At 35.1% G+C, this 19,058-nt stretch carries 12 protein-coding genes; all 12 read left to right on the top strand.

Annotation, left to right across the window (positions count from 1 at the left end):
- The first annotated feature begins 1,176 nt into the window (after window positions 1-1,176).
- Window positions 1,177-2,637, top strand: coding sequence for a hypothetical protein (locus JEM65_RS07695; RefSeq protein ID WP_199598366.1), 1,461 nt, complete (start codon window positions 1,177-1,179; stop codon window positions 2,635-2,637).
- Window positions 2,638-2,676: 39 nt separating this feature from the next.
- Window positions 2,677-4,083, top strand: a complete 1,407-nt coding sequence (locus JEM65_RS07690; RefSeq protein WP_199598365.1) for a glycoside hydrolase family 43 protein — start codon at window positions 2,677-2,679, stop codon at window positions 4,081-4,083.
- Complete coding sequence (locus JEM65_RS07685) at window positions 4,080-5,549, top strand: nucleoside hydrolase-like domain-containing protein (RefSeq protein WP_199598364.1); 1,470 nt, start codon at window positions 4,080-4,082, stop codon at window positions 5,547-5,549. Before JEM65_RS07690 ends, JEM65_RS07685 begins: the two co-directional genes overlap by 4 nt.
- 168 nt (window positions 5,550-5,717) lie before the next feature.
- Window positions 5,718-8,444, top strand: a complete 2,727-nt coding sequence (locus tag JEM65_RS07680) for a glycoside hydrolase family 78 protein (protein WP_199598363.1) — start codon at window positions 5,718-5,720, stop codon at window positions 8,442-8,444.
- Between the two features lie 61 nt (window positions 8,445-8,505).
- A complete protein-coding gene (locus JEM65_RS07675; protein ID WP_199598362.1) occupies window positions 8,506-8,847 on the top strand; it encodes a hypothetical protein in 342 nt (113 codons plus the stop codon).
- An 11-nt stretch (window positions 8,848-8,858) separates the two neighbouring features.
- A complete protein-coding gene (locus tag JEM65_RS07670; RefSeq protein WP_199598361.1) occupies window positions 8,859-10,424 on the top strand; it encodes a ThuA domain-containing protein in 1,566 nt (521 codons plus the stop codon).
- 375 nt (window positions 10,425-10,799) lie between these two features.
- Window positions 10,800-12,281 (top strand): xylulokinase, encoded by a 1,482-nt coding sequence (locus JEM65_RS07665; protein ID WP_199598360.1) that lies wholly within the window; start codon window positions 10,800-10,802, stop codon window positions 12,279-12,281.
- Between the two features lie 161 nt (window positions 12,282-12,442).
- A complete protein-coding gene (gene xylA / locus JEM65_RS07660) occupies window positions 12,443-13,759 on the top strand; it encodes a xylose isomerase (protein WP_199598359.1) in 1,317 nt (438 codons plus the stop codon).
- Window positions 13,760-13,769: 10 nt separating this feature from the next.
- Window positions 13,770-15,188 carry a D-xylose transporter XylE gene (xylE, locus tag JEM65_RS07655; protein WP_199598358.1) on the top strand — a complete coding sequence of 473 codons (1,419 nt, stop codon included), beginning with the start codon at window positions 13,770-13,772 and terminating at the stop codon, window positions 15,186-15,188.
- A 216-nt stretch (window positions 15,189-15,404) separates the two neighbouring features.
- Window positions 15,405-17,453: a transketolase family protein gene (locus JEM65_RS07650; protein ID WP_199598357.1), complete on the top strand. Its 2,049-nt coding sequence runs from the start codon at window positions 15,405-15,407 to the stop codon at window positions 17,451-17,453.
- Between the two features lie 11 nt (window positions 17,454-17,464).
- Complete coding sequence (fsa, locus tag JEM65_RS07645; RefSeq protein WP_199598356.1) at window positions 17,465-18,118, top strand: fructose-6-phosphate aldolase; 654 nt, start codon at window positions 17,465-17,467, stop codon at window positions 18,116-18,118.
- Window positions 18,119-18,186: 68 nt separating this feature from the next.
- Window positions 18,187-18,981: a cation transporter gene (locus JEM65_RS07640; protein ID WP_199598355.1), complete on the top strand. Its 795-nt coding sequence runs from the start codon at window positions 18,187-18,189 to the stop codon at window positions 18,979-18,981.
- Window positions 18,982-19,058 lie beyond the last annotated feature (77 nt).

The following is a 19,058-nucleotide window of genomic DNA, read 5'->3' as shown; positions in this document are numbered from 1 at the left end:
GAAGCCTGAATAGTTACAAATATTTTATAAGTTCCAAAAGTTATTTCGGATTAATTAAGAAACATTATTATTTGTGATAGCATCTATATTTGGATATTTTACTTGTAAGATAAATTAAAAATATATTTACTAAAATGCTTAATTGATTTTAGTTTTAAAGCCAATACGCAAAATTACCAAGTTCGTCTTCTAGGCACTATAATTCCCGCCTTTAATTTCAATACATCTGACACGCAAATTTTTATAAAGAGATTTATAAATTACAATATTGATGGGATTATTACTTAATTTCAGAGGGCCTTTTTAATGCTGTTAGATTCAATAAGCACCCGTTTTGCACTTGATCTTTGTGTCATTTTTATACATGTCAGATCGGTTATCAATTAAGATATACGGCAACTGTCAACCCTATTCCATACCAAGTTCTAACTATGTAGATTTGTCAAGTACAACAAAGTTGTATTACGAAATAGGTAACTCTACTACATTGTGTGTTCAAATATTTATATCCTGATAGCAATACAATTTCAAAGCCTTTTTGCCAAAAAATTGAATTTTTTGAACTAAAATTCAAGTCTTTAGGACAAGTTGTGACTATATCTGATTTTAGAAATAATCACTTTAAAAGTCGATAATTGACAAAACTATATATAACAAGTATATGCACCATAAAATTTTTAAATATAGTAGCGTATGCTTAGGGATGAATTTGCTTAAAAACGATGTAATGAATTGATAAATATTGTATAAAAATCAGTTTTGATTGGAATGTAAAATTTAGAATTACAGTTGGAAAAAAAGAGATTTCTTGTTGTTGTTTTCATATGACGACTATTTAAGAAACATTATACGAGTCGGAATAAAAAAATTTGTGTCAATTTTATTAGTAAAGATTTATTAAAAGATGAACTTCATAAAGACACGAGACAATTTTTGTAAGCCTATTAACGCAATCCAGAACTTTAGCTGTGAATAAGCAAACAATTTATCATTATGCATTATAGTATCTGATCTACAAATTGTTACTGTATAGGCTTTAATGAATATTGTTTATAATATAGATTTTATCTAATTAATTTATATATGAAGTCGTGATAGTACAGGATGGCATAGTTAATATAGAACGTTACTTTTAAGTTATAATCATTAAAATCATATAACTACATCATATAAAATATGTCTTATTATTTCAAACGTATTAATTTAAAGTCATGGTTTTTAACATGCCTAATTAGTTTATTCGGAATTAACTCTAGTTTTACTCAATCCTATCCTTTCGAATTACCGGATTCTATAATCGCTAGTATCTCTGTAAATACAAAAATTCATGAACCATTTAATAATAAATTACTGTCGGTTAATATCGATTGGCCAGCAAAATATTATAAAAAGGAAGGCTATAATCATCCACAAGCACAGGCGTTTATAAAGGAATTTAATCCTGTTTCCATAAGGTGGCCTCAAGGTGTTTGGGCTAATTTTTACGATTGGGAAGTTGATGGCAGAAGACGTTACGATGACAATAATAACAGAGAATTTATTGAAGCCATTGAAAAACATCCAGAATTAGAATATGGTTTTGATGGCTTTAAAAAGTTACATGATGAACTTAATTTTGATGTATTATGGACTTTCAATCTCAATTATGATAGTATTGACAAAACAATCAATCGCCTTAGGGATAGGGAAGCAAAAGGTTTCAATATAAGTCATATCGAACTTGGCAATGAACAATTTTGGAAATCACAAACGGGCTCTCGAACCAATACTGCTGAGAAATATACTGAAGTTGCCCAATCTATATCTCAAGCACTGAAAGCTGAAAAATCGACGCTGAAATTAGGTATTCCATTGTCATGGAGACGAGGAGCAGATGGTAGTAGTTTCAATCATGATGATTACAACAAAACATTAACTGCAGACACCTCTTATTTTGATGCGATTATAGTACACCGTTATGTGCATCTAGATCGTGGCGAGCCTATTGTAAGTGATGCATCTTATCAAGAAATTTTAACGTCACGCGTTCAATTGCAGAAAGATGTAAACTATTGCAGAAGTTTTGCGCCAAATAAACCCGTTTGGTTATCAGAATGGGGAGTGAGTTGTGGGAAATATGCTGCTAGTTATTTGGGAATGGCTGATGCTTATTTGTATTTATTTGAAAATCAAGATGTTTATGAATACGCTAATTGGTTTCAAATAAATGGAACAAATATTTTTTTTAATACAAAACAAAGTGCAACTGGCGAGTTCAATTATACAACAACTGGTTTTGGTGCTGTTTACGAAATACTTCGTGATGTATTTCAAAATAGTACACTTTTAGAGACCAAAATAAGTACCCATCAGTTAGTTCCAGATTCAGATGCCTTAATTTCTAGAGCTGTTGTAAAAGATGAAAAAATAATAGTATTTGCTGTAAATAAAACGTCACAAAGTGTTCCTTTAAAATTAAAATTCAATAATAAAATTTATAAAAAATCATTTAAACACGAGTCTTTAAAGTTTAAAAATTTGGAGGAAGATCGGACATTTGAGTTTAATACAATTCCTTTAATTGAAGAAAAATATAAAGGAAAAACAATCATATTGCCACCATATTCCATCAATAAAATTTCTAATCTTAAGATTTAATTCATTTATAATTCATAAAAAGTAACTCTAATTTAAATTATGCAAATACGTCAAACACTTATAGCACTGCTATTTTTTACGTCAATACTTAGTAGCTTTTCTCAAAACCCAGTAATCTCTCAACGTTATACAGCAGACCCGACAGGATTAGAATATGATGGAAGATTATACCTATGGACATCGCATGATATAGATGAGCAAAAACGCTATTGGATGAATGATATTACCTGTGTCTCTACAGATGATATGCAAAACTGGACAGACCATGGCGAAGTCTTCAAAGCACCAGAAGATATGCCTTGGGTAACACAAGCTTGGGCACCTTCAGTTGTGGAAAGGAACGGGAAATTTTACCTATATACAGGTGATGGCAACAGAAGTGTAAATGTTTCGGTTAGTGATAGTCCAACAGGTCCTTTTAAAGGCGTTGGTAATCAGCCTCTAATCACAAAAGAAACACCAAATGCAGATGTAGAATGGCTTTTCGATCCTACGGTTTTTATTGACGATGATGGACAAGCCTATTGTGTTTTTGGTGGTGGACCAACAAAAATTCTAGCCAATGGTAAACGCAGGAAGAATGCTAGAATTATCAAATTAGGAGACGATTTAGTAAGTACTGTTGGTGAAGCCGTTTTAATTGATGCACCTGGTTTTTACGAAGGTGGTTATATTAGTCAACGAAAAGTCAATGGCAAAACAACATACTATTTTTCATATTTTACCAATATTGGTACAGGTATGAATATCGACTATATGATGAGTGATGACCCTATGTCTGGTTGGGAATATAAAGGCACGGTTTTAAAGCAGCCAGCTGATAACTATAACAATTCTCACGCGAGTGTATTTTCATTTAAAGATAAATGGTATTTAGGGTATCATACTCGAAAAATTGCAACAGATAGAAAAGTAGATGAAAAAATTGCTTTACGTCAACGTTCTGTATGTGTTGATGAATTGTTTTTTAATGCCGATGGTACCATCAAAGAAGTTGTTCCTACGCTTGATGGCCCAAAACAAATGAAGACCATTGACCCGTTTCAAAAAAATGAGGCTGAAACCATGGCAGCACAATCATACTTATTGCCTGGTATTGAAACAGCAACGTGTGATGACGAAAAGGGCGGTCGTATGGTAACAAATATTGAAAATGGCGACTGGATAAAAGTCTCGGGAGTTGATTTTAAAGAGGGGGCTAAAATGTTTGAAGCACGAATTTCAGCTCAAAATTTTGCAGCTATTGAAATAAGATTAGGCAGTGAAACCGGACAATTAATTGGAAAATGTGATATCGTTTCAACTGGCGGTTTAAATTATTGGGAAACCGTAAGCTGTTCGGTAAAAGACACAAAAGGAATTCATGATATATTCTTTCGTTTTTCGGGTCAAGGAGACAATATGTTGAATTTTAACTGGTGGAAATTTAAAGAAGGTGTAAAATGAAAAATATATTAATAATTATACTTCTAGTATTTGTTTTGAATCCTGATATAACATTAGCACAGTCTACAAAACAACGCTTGATTATATTAGCCGATATGGGACATGATCCTGATGATGAACAGCAAATTGTTCATTTATTGATGGGGTCTTATAAATTTGATTTGGAAGGATTAATTACAGTTACAGGTCGCTTTTTTCGAAAGAACCCAACAGAAACAGTAAAAGATTTAAGACCAGAACTTTTTTATAAAATTATAGATGGTTATGAAAAAGTATATCCAAATTTAAAACTTCATGCTGAGGGTTGGAAAACACCGGAATATCTGAAGAGTATCGTTGCAAACGGACAGGCTGGTAATGGTATGAAGGATGTTGGTGCAGGGAAAGCCACTGCTGGATCTGATTTAATTATTAATTCAGTGTTAAAAAATGATGATAGACCTCTTACCATAGTTGCCAATGCAGGAACCAATACCCTTGCGCAAGCATTGTATGATTATAGAGCATCACATACTAAAAAAGAGTTAGATGCTTTTGTATCAAAACTAAGAGTTTTTGATAATGGAGGACAAGATGAATGTGGCGCTTGGATATGTCATGAATTTCCAGAAATATTTTGGATAAGAAGTAATTATCAAACAAGATCTTTTGGTGGCCCATCTAATAATGAATTAGGACCAATAACTTGGCAACCTTTTGAAAACAGTCCCAAAGGGCAACACGATTGGGCTAAAGAAAATATTCAGACAAATCATGGAGCACTTGGTGCAGTATATCCTGATCGTAATGTAAATGATATGTTTCATTTTATCGGTGGAGGAGGCACTATTCCTTGGATGGGAGCTTTAGTGCCTGGACTTTCAGATATTTCAAACCCATGGTGGGGCGGATGGAGTGGAAGATATTCTAGGGAGAAAATTGCAAACGTGCCTGGTTATTCAATTGTTGTACCAGATGAGCTGCAATATTATCCTTATTCGGCTTTCACTGATGGTGATGGTGTATCTGAAAAATGGGTCAATCCAGAAGATGGTAAAATTTACGAAGGTAAAAACACGGCCATTTGGCGTTGGAGGCAAGCGATGTGGAATGATTTAAAATGCAGAATGGATTGGTGTGTAGAACCTTTTGAAAATGCAAATCATCCACCTGAAGCAGTAATTAATGGTAACAAGGAAGCTTCAATTAAGATGATGAGCGTAAAGGCAGGAGAGATTATATCTTTAGATGCTTCGGCATCTTCAGATCCTGATAATGATGAACTGGATTTTAATTGGTGGATTTACACAGAAGCTGGTACTTATAAAGAAGAAATAAAACTTTCTGATTCAAATAGATCAAAGATGTCTATTAAAATACCATCTGATGCAAAAGGAAAAAGTATTCATTTAATATTAGAAGTTAAAGACAACAGTGCAATAGCAAGTCTATATGATTATAGAAGAATTATTTTCTCTGTTGAATAGCTGAAATATTGGCAAATTTAATCCATTTTTTAGCGGATAGAACAAGTCAAAATGGGTTCTTTATTAACAGTACAGCACAGGATACCTAACCAGATATGTTTGGTTAGTTTCGTTTTATTCAATCTTCAACATGTATTGTATTTAATAATTTTTAACATTTAAAATTATATGAGGTTTATCCATAAAATAACGTTTCTCAATTTTCTATTGTTTTTAACTTGCAGTTCAAATTCACTGTTAGCTCAACAACATTTGGAAGTCCATAAATTAGTTTGCGAATATCATAACAATCCAATTGGGATTGACATTGATGTACCTCGATTAAGCTGGCAACTACTTTCAGGAAAGGAAAATGTAATGCAGACCGCTTACGAAATTCGTGTGGCCTATTCGCTTTCTGCATTAAATACTAAAACGGAATTACTATGGGATACAGGTAAAATTAATAGTGACCAGTCTATAAATATTGTATATCAAGGAACGCCTTTGAAATCTATGCAACGTGCCTATTGGCAAGTACGAATTTGGGATAATAAAAACAATGTTTCAAAGTGGAGTACACCCGCTTTTTGGGAAATGGGTATGTTAAACACTTCCGATTGGAAAGCTTCTTGGATTACCATGAAAGATGAAGCAAAATCAGAAACGTCTTTACCAAGCCAATATTACAGAAAAGAGTTTTCAACGAATAAAACCGTAGAATCTGCAAGAGTGTATGCAACGTCTTTGGGAATTTATCAGCTATTTTTAAATGGAGAAAAAGTAAGCAATCAGCAATTCACACCAGGGTTTACGAGCTATAAAAAACGAATTCAATATCAAACGTATGATGTCACGTCAATGCTTAAAAAAGATAACGCTATTGGTGCTATTGTTGGAGATGGTTGGTATCGTGGTTATTTAGGTTGGGACGGATTACGTAGTTATTACGGAGATACTTTAGGTTTATTGGTACAATTGCAAGTCAATTATTCAGATGGAACGAGTGAAGTTATTACAACAAATAATTCTTGGAAAACCAGTTACGGACCCATTCTGAAATCAGATATTTATAATGGTGAAACTTACGATGCACGATTGGAAATGACAGGTTGGGCTGCCAACGGATTTAATGATGCTAATTGGAAACAAACATCGGTTTTAGACCATTCCAAAGAAATTTTAGTGGCATCAAACGGATTGCCAGTAAAAATAACAGAAGAAATCAAACCAATCGAAACCATAAAAACACCTAAAGGAGAATTGGTTTTCGATTTGGGTCAAAACATTGTCGGCTGGGCGCAAATTAAAGTCCGCGGAAAGAAAGGAGATACCATAACCTTAAAATTTGCTGAGGTTTTAGATAAGGACGGAAACTTTTTTACAACAAATTTAAGAGCAGCAGAAGCTACAGACCGATTCATTTTAAAAGGTGATGGAGAAGAAACATTTCAACCGCATTTTACATTTCATGGATTTCGATTTATAAAAGTAGAAGGTGCAACACCAATGGCAGATGATATTACAGGAATGGTCATTCATTCTGATATGAAACCAACAGGAACATTTACCTGTTCAGATCCGTTGATAAATCAGTTGCAAAGTAATATACAATGGGGACAACGAGATAATTTTTTAGACATTCCAACCGATTGCCCACAACGTGATGAGCGTGTTGGTTGGACAGGTGATGCACAAGTTTTTAGCATGACAGCTGGATTTAACTTTGATGTGGCCTCTTTTTATACCAAGTGGTTAAAAGATTTAGCTTTAGATCAGCAACCCAATGGCGAAGTACCAAATGTTATTCCAGATATGTGGAATAATAAATTGGGAGGTGCCACAGGTTGGGCTGATGCTGCGGTTATTGTGCCTTGGACCGTTTACCAAACTTATGGAGATGTACGCATTTTAGAACAACAATACGAAAGTATGCAAGCTTGGGTGGGTTACATGGAGCGCAATGCAGGAGACAATTATTTATGGGATCAAAACCGTTGGCATTGGGGAGATTGGTTAGCCTATCATTCAGACAATCCGGATTATGCTGGTTCCGTTACTGAAAAAGATTTAATTGCAACAGCGTATTTTAAATATTCTACGACCTTGTTGAGCCAGATTGCAGATGTTTTAGGAAAAACTGCCGATGCTGAAAAATATAAAACATTGGCAAATAATGTAAAACAAGCGTTTATTCAGGAATACATCACACCTAACGGAAGGCTATTGTCGCACACACAAACAGCGTATGCTTTGGCATTATCATTCGATTTGGTACCCGAAGATCGAATTCAACAAGCAGCGAATTATTTTGCAGCAGATGTAAAAAAGTTTGGTCATTTAACTACTGGATTTTTAGGAACACCATTATTATGTAGCACCTTATCTTCTATTGGTAGGGACGATTTAGCATTTATGCTATTGAATAGAAAGGAATATCCTTCATGGTTATACCCCGTAACTCAAGGGGCAACAACCATTTGGGAGCGTTGGGATACCCAAAAACCAGACGGAACAATCATTGATGGTATGAATAGTTTTAACCACTACGCTTATGGAGCAATAGGTGAGTGGTTGTATAATCATGTTGCCGGTTTAAGCATAGATCCAGAAAATCCAGGATACAAGCATATACTTTTTAACCCACATCCAGGTGGTGGTTTAACCAATGCCACTGCAGAATTTAAGTCAATGTATGGAAATGTGAAGTCTGCTTGGAAAATAGAGAATGGAAACTTTACTTATCATGTTACGATTCCACCAAATACAACTGGAACTGTGACTTTGCAAAATACCAATGTTTCAGACGTAAGCCTTAATTCTGGTCAGTCCAAATCAGAATTTTTTAAAACGGAAAAAGGCGTAGGTATAAAACTTGGTTCTGGCATTTATGTAATTAGTTATCCCTTAAAATAAAAATAGTAAAAGCCGCTATGAAAAGGTGAAAAGTAAATTAAATAATATAAAAAAAATGATTATGAAAAAATTAGTATTAGCAGTATGTGTAATGTTCATTTCAGTATCAATGTTCGCACAAAACAGATTTGAAAAAGGAGCCACAAAAACAGTAGCAGAAATGACGGAAGTAATGTCATTAACAGAAAAAGAAGCAGCTGATATTTATAAGATTGAGCTTGCCTCAAATATGGAAAGAGCTGATGTGCGTAAAGAAAGCGAAGGAAAACAAGACGTCATTAGCGCTAAAATGAAGGAGTTGAATCAAAAAAATTTTCTTAGTATTAGGATAATTGTTGGTGAAGCAAGACTAAATAAATGGTTTGCTCATTTACAAGCAGAAAGAGAAAAATCAAAAAATTAATGTTTTAGCACATGAATTTAAAAGGCATAATCACAGGTATTTTAATTGTTCTATTTGTACAATTGGTGCAGTCGCAGCAGCGCGTAGCGAAAATTTTGGTGTTTTCAAAAACCCAAGGATTTAAGCATAAATCTATTCCTTCAGGAATTAAATTAATGTCCGATTTAGCCAAACAACATAAATGGCAAATCCATTTCTCAGAGGATTCTAATATTTTTAATTCAGATTCTTTAAAAGACTACAATGTCGTCGTTTTTTTAAATACCACAGGAAACATCCTTAACGATTATCAACAAAACGATTTTAAAAAGTTTATAGCCAATGGGAATGGATTTGTTGGTATCCATGCTGCTACGGATACCGAAAAAGATTGGCCATGGTATAACGAAATGATTGGTGCTACTTTTACAAGCCATCCTAAAGTGCAAGACGCAACACTTAAAATAGATACTTCCATTCAACATCCATCAATAACTCATTTAAAGGAGTCAGAAGTCTTTAATGATGAATGGTATAACTTCAAAAATCCAGTTGGAAGACACATTAATGTTTTAGCTTCTTTAGACGAAAGTTCTTATGAAGGCAAAAGGATGAATACAGAAAATCATCCCATTACTTGGTATCATCATTACGATGGTGGACGCATATTCTACACAGGATTAGGACATACTAATGAAGCTTATGAAGATGAAAGATTTAAAAAAATAATTATAGGAGCTGTGCAATGGGCTTCTGATGTTGCACCAATATCCAGACCATTATCTGATAAGTGGTCCAATCTTTTTGAGAATGACCCTTATAAGAATTGGGATGTATTTATAGGAGCACCTCATGCAACAGTTAAAAATTTAGAGCATGTTGACCCTGACAGCAATGGAAAGAATGCAGAAGCTTTAGGATTGAATAATGACCCAAAAAATGTATTCACGTTCGAGAAAGAAAACGGAGAAAATGTACTTCATATATCTGGTGAAATTTATGGTGCCTTAACCTCTAAACACGAATACGAAAATTACCACCTAAAACTTCAATTTAAATGGGGACACCAAGTTTGGGAACCTCGCTTACAAAGAAAACGGGATAGTGGAATTTTATATCATGCTTACGGCCCTTATAGAACTTTTTGGAACGTTTGGATGTCCTCGCAGGAATTTCAAGTACAAGAAGGCGATTTGGGAGACTATTACGGATTATCTGGTACGTTAATCGATATTCCTTCAAAGATGGAAGAGGGGGAAAAAGAATTCACATATGTTAAAAATGGCCACTTAAACACGTTTTCAAGTGTACAACAAGTACCACCAAACCATTGCAATAAAGGCTTTGATAATGAAAAACCACATGGCGAATGGAATACTCTTGAACTCATCTGTTTTGAAGGTACGAGTCTTTATATTGTGAATGGAAAAGTGGTGATGGCATTGTTCAATTCAAAATATAAAAATTCTTCGGGTGATATACTTCCTTTAACCAAGGGTCATATTCAGATCCAATCTGAAGGAGCTGAAGTGTTTTATAAAAAGGTTCAAATAAAATCCATAAAAAAGCTGCCCCAAAAGTTCAAAAAACAAATCTGATAAATTGGGTTTCTTGTTGTGTTTCAGAGGGTACGTATGAACTTTATTTATTGAACGCTTATTGTCTGGTTGAGCGTATTTTACATCTTCTTTCAAAAAACGTACAGTTCTCGATTTACTTTGTAGGCTACCTTAGATAAGAATATATTATCCTCTCGGCAAAGCTAAAACGGACTATAATTAGTAATCAACTTATTAATTATTGGCATTCAACTATTGACAACAAAATTATTTTCCATGTTCATTACAATATAATACAAACCTCTTTTTATTTATATGCAATTTGTCAGGACAGTACAGTATGGTTGTCGAAAGTTATATTATTAGATTTGACTTGATCATTTAAGTAAAAGCATTAATAAATCATTCAGCACATTGTATTATTTAGGATTAGATATAGGCAGCTCTTCTATAAAAGCTGCATTGGTAGAAATAGAATCAGGTAAAAGCTTGGGTGTGGTCCAAGAACCCAAAGAAGAAATGAGTATGTATGCTCAAAAAAACGGATGGGCAGAACAAAAACCTAACGACTGGTGGGTTCATATATGCCATGCCATTTCAAAATTAAAGAAGCAATATAACATTAGCAGAACCCAAATAAAAGGCATTGGTATTTCATATCAAATGCACGGATTGGTTTTAGTAGATAAGGCTGGTAACCCACTTCGTAAAAGTATTATTTGGTGCGATAGTAGAGCTGTAGATATTGGACACAAAGCCTTTGCCGAAATTGGAGAGGACATATGCGCGTCACACCTTTTAAACTCGCCAGCAAATTTTACCGCCTCAAAATTAAAGTGGGTAAAGAATAACGAACCAGAGGTTTATAAAAACATCCATAAGTTTATGTTACCTGGAGATTATATTGCGTATAAATTCTCAAACACCATTAATACTACTATTTCTGGTTTATCTGAGGGCATTTTCTGGGATTTTAAAAATAATACTGTGGCGGATTTTCTTCTGGAATATTATGGTATCGATAAAGACCTTGTTCCAGATATTGTTGACACGTTTAGTATCCAATCTGTAGTCGACGAAAAAGGGGAGGTGGAAAGTGGATTAGCGGCAGGAACACCAATTTATTACAGAGCAGGAGACCAGCCAAATAACGCATTGTCATTAAATGTTTTCAATCCAGGTGAAGTTGCTGCAACAGGCGGAACATCTGGTGTGGTCTATGCTGTCACTGGTGATTTATCTGGAAAAGAAAGCACACGTGTGAATAATTTTGCACACGTCAACTATTCAAAATCTAACCAATATATTGGCAAATTACTGAACATCAATGGCGCAGGAATTCAATACCGTTGGTTATTAAATAATCTCGACGTGTCATCCTATGAAGAGATGAACACTCTAGCCTCAGAAATTCCAGTGGGATCAGATGGTGTGTGTATGTTACCCTTTGGAAATGGTGCGGAACGCATGCTCAATAATAGGGAAATAGGTACACGTTTAGTAAATGTTAATCTAAACAATCACAACAAGGCACATTTATGCAGAGCTGCTCTAGAAGGGATAGCCTTTTCTTTTTTGTATGGCATGGAAATCCTCAAGTCAGATGGTGTAAAAGCACATGTTATAAGAGCTGGTAACGACAACCTTTTTCGTTCAGAAATATTTGCAAATACCGTAGCCACTCTCATAGAACAAGAAATAGAAATTTACAATACCACAGGTGCTATAGGAGCAGCCAGAGCGGCCAATTTACATAAAGGCGATTTTGAAACTTTTAGTAAAATCATTATGGACAACGACCACGTAATGACCTTTATGCCCTTTAAAGACAAACAACCGTATTTGAAAGCTTATAAAAATTGGAAGAAAGAATTAGAGCTCATACTCAGTAATTAATATTTGGTCGTTACCACAATCCCGATAGCTATCGGGAGGGCTTTTCACTAGATCTTTTTGTAAAAAATACAAAAAGGATGTCGATTCAATTAATTACACAGTGCAGAATTAAAAATAAGAATCAAATAAAGAAATAGATACAAGACTAAAAACTTATAAAAATGGCAAATACAGAATACTTTAAAGGCATAAATAAAATAAAATTCGAAGGTAAGGAATCAGACAATCCATTAGCGTTCAAATATTACAATCCAGACCAAATAGTAGCAGGAAAATCAATGAACGAATGGTTCAAATTTTCAATCGCTTACTGGCACACCTTCTGCGGACAAGGTTCTGACCCTTTTGGTCCGGGAACACAAAATTTTGAATGGGATAAAGCATCAGACCCTATTCAGGCAGCAAAGGATAAGGCAGATGCCGCTTTCGAATTTATCGATAAAATGGGCTTCGATTATTTCTGTTTCCATGATTTCGATTTAATTCAAGAAGGACCAACCTTTACTGAGTCTGAAAATAGATTGGCCACCATAGTCGATTACATCAAACAAAAAAAAGCAGAAACCGATATTAAATTACTGTGGGGAACTGCTAATTGTTTTTCAAATCCACGCTATATGAATGGTGCTTCTACCAATCCAGATTTTAATGTGGTTGCTAGGGCAGGTGCACAAGTAAAATTAGCACTCGATGCAACGATTGCATTAGATGGTGAGAACTATGTGTTTTGGGGAGGAAGAGAAGGTTATATGTCTTTACTGAATACAGATATGGGTCGAGAATTGGATCACATGGCGCAGTTTCTAACATTGGCAAGAGATTATGCAAGAGCACAAGGATTTAAAGGCACATTTTTTATCGAGCCAAAACCAATGGAGCCAATGAAACATCAGTACGATTTTGATTCGGCAACAGCCATTGGTTTCTTAAAAGAATATGGTTTGGATAAGGATTTTAAAATGAATATAGAAGTTAACCACGCAACCTTAGCGCAACATACCATGCAACACGAACTTGCTGTGGCAGCCAAAGCAGGCATGTTAGGAAGTATTGATGCTAACAGAGGTGATTATCAAAATGGATGGGATACTGACCAATTTCCAAATAATATTCAAGAAACAACTGAGGCTATGTTAGTGTTCTTAGAAGCAGGTGGTTTACAAGGAGGTGGCGTTAATTTTGATGCCAAAATTAGAAGAAATTCAACAGATATGGAAGATGTCTTTTATGCACATATTGGTGGAGCTGACACTTTTGCAAGAGCATTAATAACGGCTGATAAAATTATTAAATCTTCCGCCTATACAAAGTTAAGAGAGGAACGTTACAATTCTTTTGATTCAGGAAAAGGTAAAGACTTTGAATCTGGGAAATTAGAACTTTCAGACTTGTATAATATTGCAAAAGAAAATGGCGAATTAACCTTAAAAAGTGGTAAGCAAGAGTTATTTGAAAATATTATTAATCAATATATATAGTTAAAGCACTATGGGAACCTCAGCAAATTCAAAATATCTTATAAAACTCACATTAGTAGCCACTTTAGGGGGTCTTTTGTTTGGGTATGACACCGGAGTCATTTCTGGAACCGTGGGTTCCCTTGAAAGCTTTTTTGTAACCCCAAAAGGATTGGGAGAAACTGCTGCAAGTGCGTTTAAAGGGTTTTTAGTATCAAGCGCACTCATAGGTTGTATTATTGGTGGTGCTTTTAGTGGCTTTATAAGCAAGGCCTTAGGTAGAAAAAAAGGGCTTGTATTGGCGGCAGTTTTATTTTTGGTCTCAGCTTTGGGTTCTGCAATGCCAGAGATGTTTATCAAACCTATTGGTGAACTTGATCATACTTTTTCAACCATATTTATTATTTATCGAATTCTTGGTGGTATCGGGGTTGGATTGGCCTCTATGTTATCACCACTTTATATTGCAGAAATTGCACCCGCATCCAGTAGGGGGAAATTAGTTTCATTTAATCAATTGGCCATCGTAGGCGGTTTTTTAGTGGTTTATTTTGTCAACTATTTTATTTCGAGAAGTGGAGGGTCAGATGCGTGGTTAAATGAAGTGGGTTGGAGATGGATGTTTGCCTCAGAAATTGTTCCTGCAGGATTATTTTTAGCACTATTATTTTTTGTTCCAGATACTCCGCGTTCTTTAATGCTTAAAAATAAACCAGAAAAAGCATTAGAGGTCTTGACTAAAGTGAATGGGAAAGAAGAAGCTCTTAAAATTTTAGACCAGATTAAATTAACCATGGTGCAGCATTCAGGGAAGCTTTTCTCGTTTGGCTGGATGGTAATCTTCATAGGTATTGCACTTTCTGTTTTTCAACAGTTTGTAGGTATAAATGTGGTTTTATATTATGCCCCAGAAATCTTTAAATCTATAGATCCTAATACTGACGGCGCATTATTATTGACCATTGTTGTAGGTATTGTAAACTTCCTGTTTACCATCGTAGCCATTAGAACGGTAGATAAATATGGTAGAAAACCACTCATGATCATTGGTGCTTTGGGGATGTGTGTGGCTATGTTATCCTTAGGATTTGTATTTTTCTCTGGAGCAACCGGTTATTTGGCGTTAGCTTGTATGATACTTTATGTGGCCAGTTTTGCTGTTAGTTGGGGACCAGTAACATGGGTCTTGCTGTCTGAGATATTTCCAAATAAAATACGCGGACGTGCCATGGCAATAGCCGTAGCCGCACAGTGGATTTCTAATTATTTAGTGTCGTTGACATTTCCAATGATGGATGATAACAGTTATTTAACAGAACAATTTAACCACGGATTCGCCTATTGGATTTATGGCTTGATGTCATTATTGGCAATGTTCTTTGTATGGAAATTTGTTCCTGAAACCAAAGGCAAAACTTTGGAAGAAATGGAGAGTCTTTGGGAAAAATAAAAAGATTCAATTTTATTACTTTATAGCTCAATTTTCAGTGTCATTCAGAAGTTAAGCTTTAAATAAACGTGGCATATTTTCTACTGCTAATTTTAGTATTATCAATTTTCAATATTTTTATTTTTAGATATGATAAGAAGGTTTATAAGACTGATAATGAGAGGTAAAAATTAAAGTCCGCAAAGAATTTAAACTAAAATGTATTAAAACTCAAAAATGAATAAAGAAATAGATCAACAATCAGCAGACAACATCAGAGCATTGGCAGTTGCAATGGTAGAAAAAGCAAATTCAGGCCATCCTGGAGGCCCGATGGGAGGCGCAGATTTTATGCATATCCTGTATTCAGAATTTTTCAATTATGACCCGTCAGATATGACTTGGCCATTTAGAGATCGTTTCTTTATGGATGCTGGGCATTTATCAACTTTAATGTATGCACAATATTATCTTTTAGGAAATTACCAAAAAGAAGATCTTAAAAATTTCAGACAATGGGGTTCCATCACACCTGGCCATCCAGAAGTTGATGTTGCCAGAGGTATTGAAAACACGTCTGGCCCCTTAGGACAAGGTCATACTATGGGGATTGGTGCAGCAATTGCTACCAAATTTATGCAAGCGCGTTTTGGAGATTGGATGAACTATAAAATTTACGGTTTTATTTCTGATGGTGGTGTGCAAGAAGAGGTGTCACAAGGAGCAGGTAGAATTGCAGGCCATTTAGGATTAAGTAATTTTATCATGTTTTTCGATTCTAACGATATCCAATTGTCGACAGCAACAGAAGAGGTGACTTCTGAAGATACTGAAATGAAGTATCGCGCTTGGGGTTGGAATGTTATTACCATTGATGGTCATAATCATAATGAAATTAGAAAGGCATTAACAGATGCCAATAACGAAACCGAAAGACCGACGCTCATCATCGGTAAAACAATCATGGGTAAGGGTTGTGTTGCTGCAGACGGTAGCATGTTTGAAGGCCATTGTGAACTTCATGGACAACCTATTGGAAACACAGGAGCAGATTATGAAAGGACTTTATTAAATTTAGGTGCAAATCCTGAAAGTTCGTTTGATATTTTCAATGATGTTGAAGCGTTCTATAAAAATCTGTTAGAAGAAAAAATCTCCCAAGCAGCCAAAAAGAAATCAGAAATCGCATCATGGAAAAAAACCAATGAAGCGTTATCTAATAAACTGGATTTTTTCTTATCGGGAAAACTGCCAGAATTAGATTTTGAAGCTATAGAACATAAAGAGGGTTTGGCATCAAGGGCCGCATCATCTAGTGTATTAGGATATTTAGCTGAGAACGTAGAAAACATGATCGTGTCTTCTGCCGATTTGTCAAATAGTGATAAAACAGATGGCTTTTTAAAGAAAACCCAAGCCCTTAAAAAAGGTGATTTTAGCGGTTCATTCTTACAATCAGGTGTTGCAGAATTAACAATGGCTTGTATTGCCAATGGTATTGCTTTGCATGGCGGAATTATTCCGGTAGTGGCAACTTTCTTTGTGTTTTCAGATTATATGAAACCGGCCATTCGTTTAAGTTGTATTCAGGAGTTACCCGTGAAGTACGTGTGGACGCATGACGCGTTTAGAGTAGGAGAAGATGGGCCAACGCATCAACCTGTTGAGCAAGAAACGCAATTGCGTTTGTTAGAGAAATTGAAAAACCACAGTGGCGATCCAAGTTTCTTGGCTCTACGTCCTGCTGATTCAGCAGAAACAAGTGTGGCGTGGAAAATGGCCTTGGAAAATCAAAAAACGCCAACAGGTTTGATCCTTTCAAGACAGGGTATTAAAGATCTTCCTAACACTAAAGGATCAAGATATATAGAAGCCCTAGCCTCTAAAAAGGGAGGTTATTTGATAAAACAGGTTGAAAATCCAGATGTTATTTTAATTGCAAATGGTTCAGAAGTAGCTACTTTAATTGCCGCAGCTGAAATTTTGGAATCAGAGAAAGGTTTAAAAGTAAATATCGCCTCAATTATTTCTGAAGGCCTATTTAGGTTGCAATCTAAAGCATACCAAGATAGCGTCATCCCCAAAAACAAACCCTTATTTGGATTAACGGCAGGATTGCCAGTCAACCTTGAAGGTCTTGTGGGTGAAAATGGTAAAGTTTTCGGATTGGATCACTTTGGATATTCAGCACCAGCCAATGTGCTTGATGATAAGTTTGGTTTTACAGGAGAGAAAGTCAGCAAACAAGTATTAGATTATTTAAACGAATCAGTTTTAGTAAATTAAAAATAAAACACATGAAATTTTTTATTGATACGGCAAATCTTAATGAGATTGCAGAAGCACAAGCCTTAGGGGTTTTAGATGGTGTTACCACAAACCCGTCATTAATGGCAAAAGAAGGGATTACTGGTGCCAACAATATTTTGAAGCATTACGTTGAGATCTGTAACATTGTTGAAGGTGATGTTTCAGCGGAAGTTATTGCTACAGACTATGATGGCATGATTCGGCAAGGTGAAGAGTTGGCAGACCTACACCCTCAAATAGTCGTTAAATTACCAGTCACTGCAGAAGGTATAAAAGCGTGCAAGTATTTTTCTGATAAAGGAATTAAGACCAATGTGACCTTGGTTTTTTCAGCAGGTCAAGCATTATTGGTGGCTAAAGCTGGTGCTACTTATGTCTCGCCCTTTTTAGGACGTATGGATGATATTTCTACAGACGGTTTAAACCTCATTTCTGAGATTAGACTGATTTATGATAACTACGATTTTGAAACTCAAATTTTAGCAGCTTCAATTAGGCATACTATGCACGTTGTTAACTGTGCCAAATTAGGTTCAGATGTGATGACAGGCCCGTTGTCTTCTATCACCGGATTGTTAAATCATCCGTTAACGGATAGTGGTTTGGCAAAGTTTTTAGAAGATTATAAAAAAGGAAATTAAATTTTAAAAGCCTTGTTTTTGATGCACTCAAAAGCAAGGCGATTTTGGAAACGAAGACGAAGATTAAAATGGAAAAAACACTTTTTGAAATAAGCAAAATGAATTGTCCATCAGAGGAAAATCTAATCCGAATGAAATTGGAAGGAATTTCAAGTATTGCGAATTTGGACTTTGATATTCCTAATGGAAAATTGACTGTTTTTCATAGCGGAGAAATTGACCAAATCGAAAAATCAGTTATCGAACTGAATTTGGGCGGAAAGAAAATATCGAGTGAACAAACCAACCAAACTGAATTTGAAGAAAACAAAACCCAAAAAAAGCTACTTTGGTCTGTTCTTGTCATAAATTTTGCTTTTTTCATTATTGAAATGACAACTGGAATCATATCAAAATCTATGGGACTTGTTGCCGATAGTTTGGATATGCTTGCGGACAGTTTTGTGTACGGAATTAGTTTGTTTGCGGTTGGCGGAACATTGATTAAGAAAAAGCGAATTGCAAAACTTGCTGGATATTTTCAAATAACACTTGCAATTATCGGATTTGTGGAAGTTTTAAGGAGATTTTTCGGAGACGAGAAACTTCCGAATTTTTCAACAATGATTATCGTTTCGATTTTTGCACTTATTGCGAACGGAATTTGCCTTTATATTTTACAAAAGTCAAAAAGTAAAGAAGAAGCTCATATGAAAGCAAGTATGATTTTCACTTCAAATGATGTGATTATTAATTTAGGTGTAATTATCGCAGGAGTTTTAGTAAATTGGTTGAGTTCAAGTAAACCTGATTTGATTATCGGAACAATCGTTTTTATTTTGGTAATTCAAGGTGCATTTAGAATATTGAAATTAAGTAAATAAAATAAGTACTAACCACAATAACTAAGAATTCGGCTCGCCGATAAGCCAGAGCTGACTATTGTGTTGACGCATCCGGT

It is taken from the genome of Gelidibacter salicanalis (genome assembly GCF_016469035.1).
In the GTDB taxonomy this organism is placed as follows: Bacteria; Bacteroidota; Bacteroidia; order Flavobacteriales; family Flavobacteriaceae; genus Gelidibacter; species Gelidibacter salicanalis_A.
Note: the sequence above shows the minus strand (reverse complement) of the source record. Positions and strands in the feature narration are given on the sequence as shown.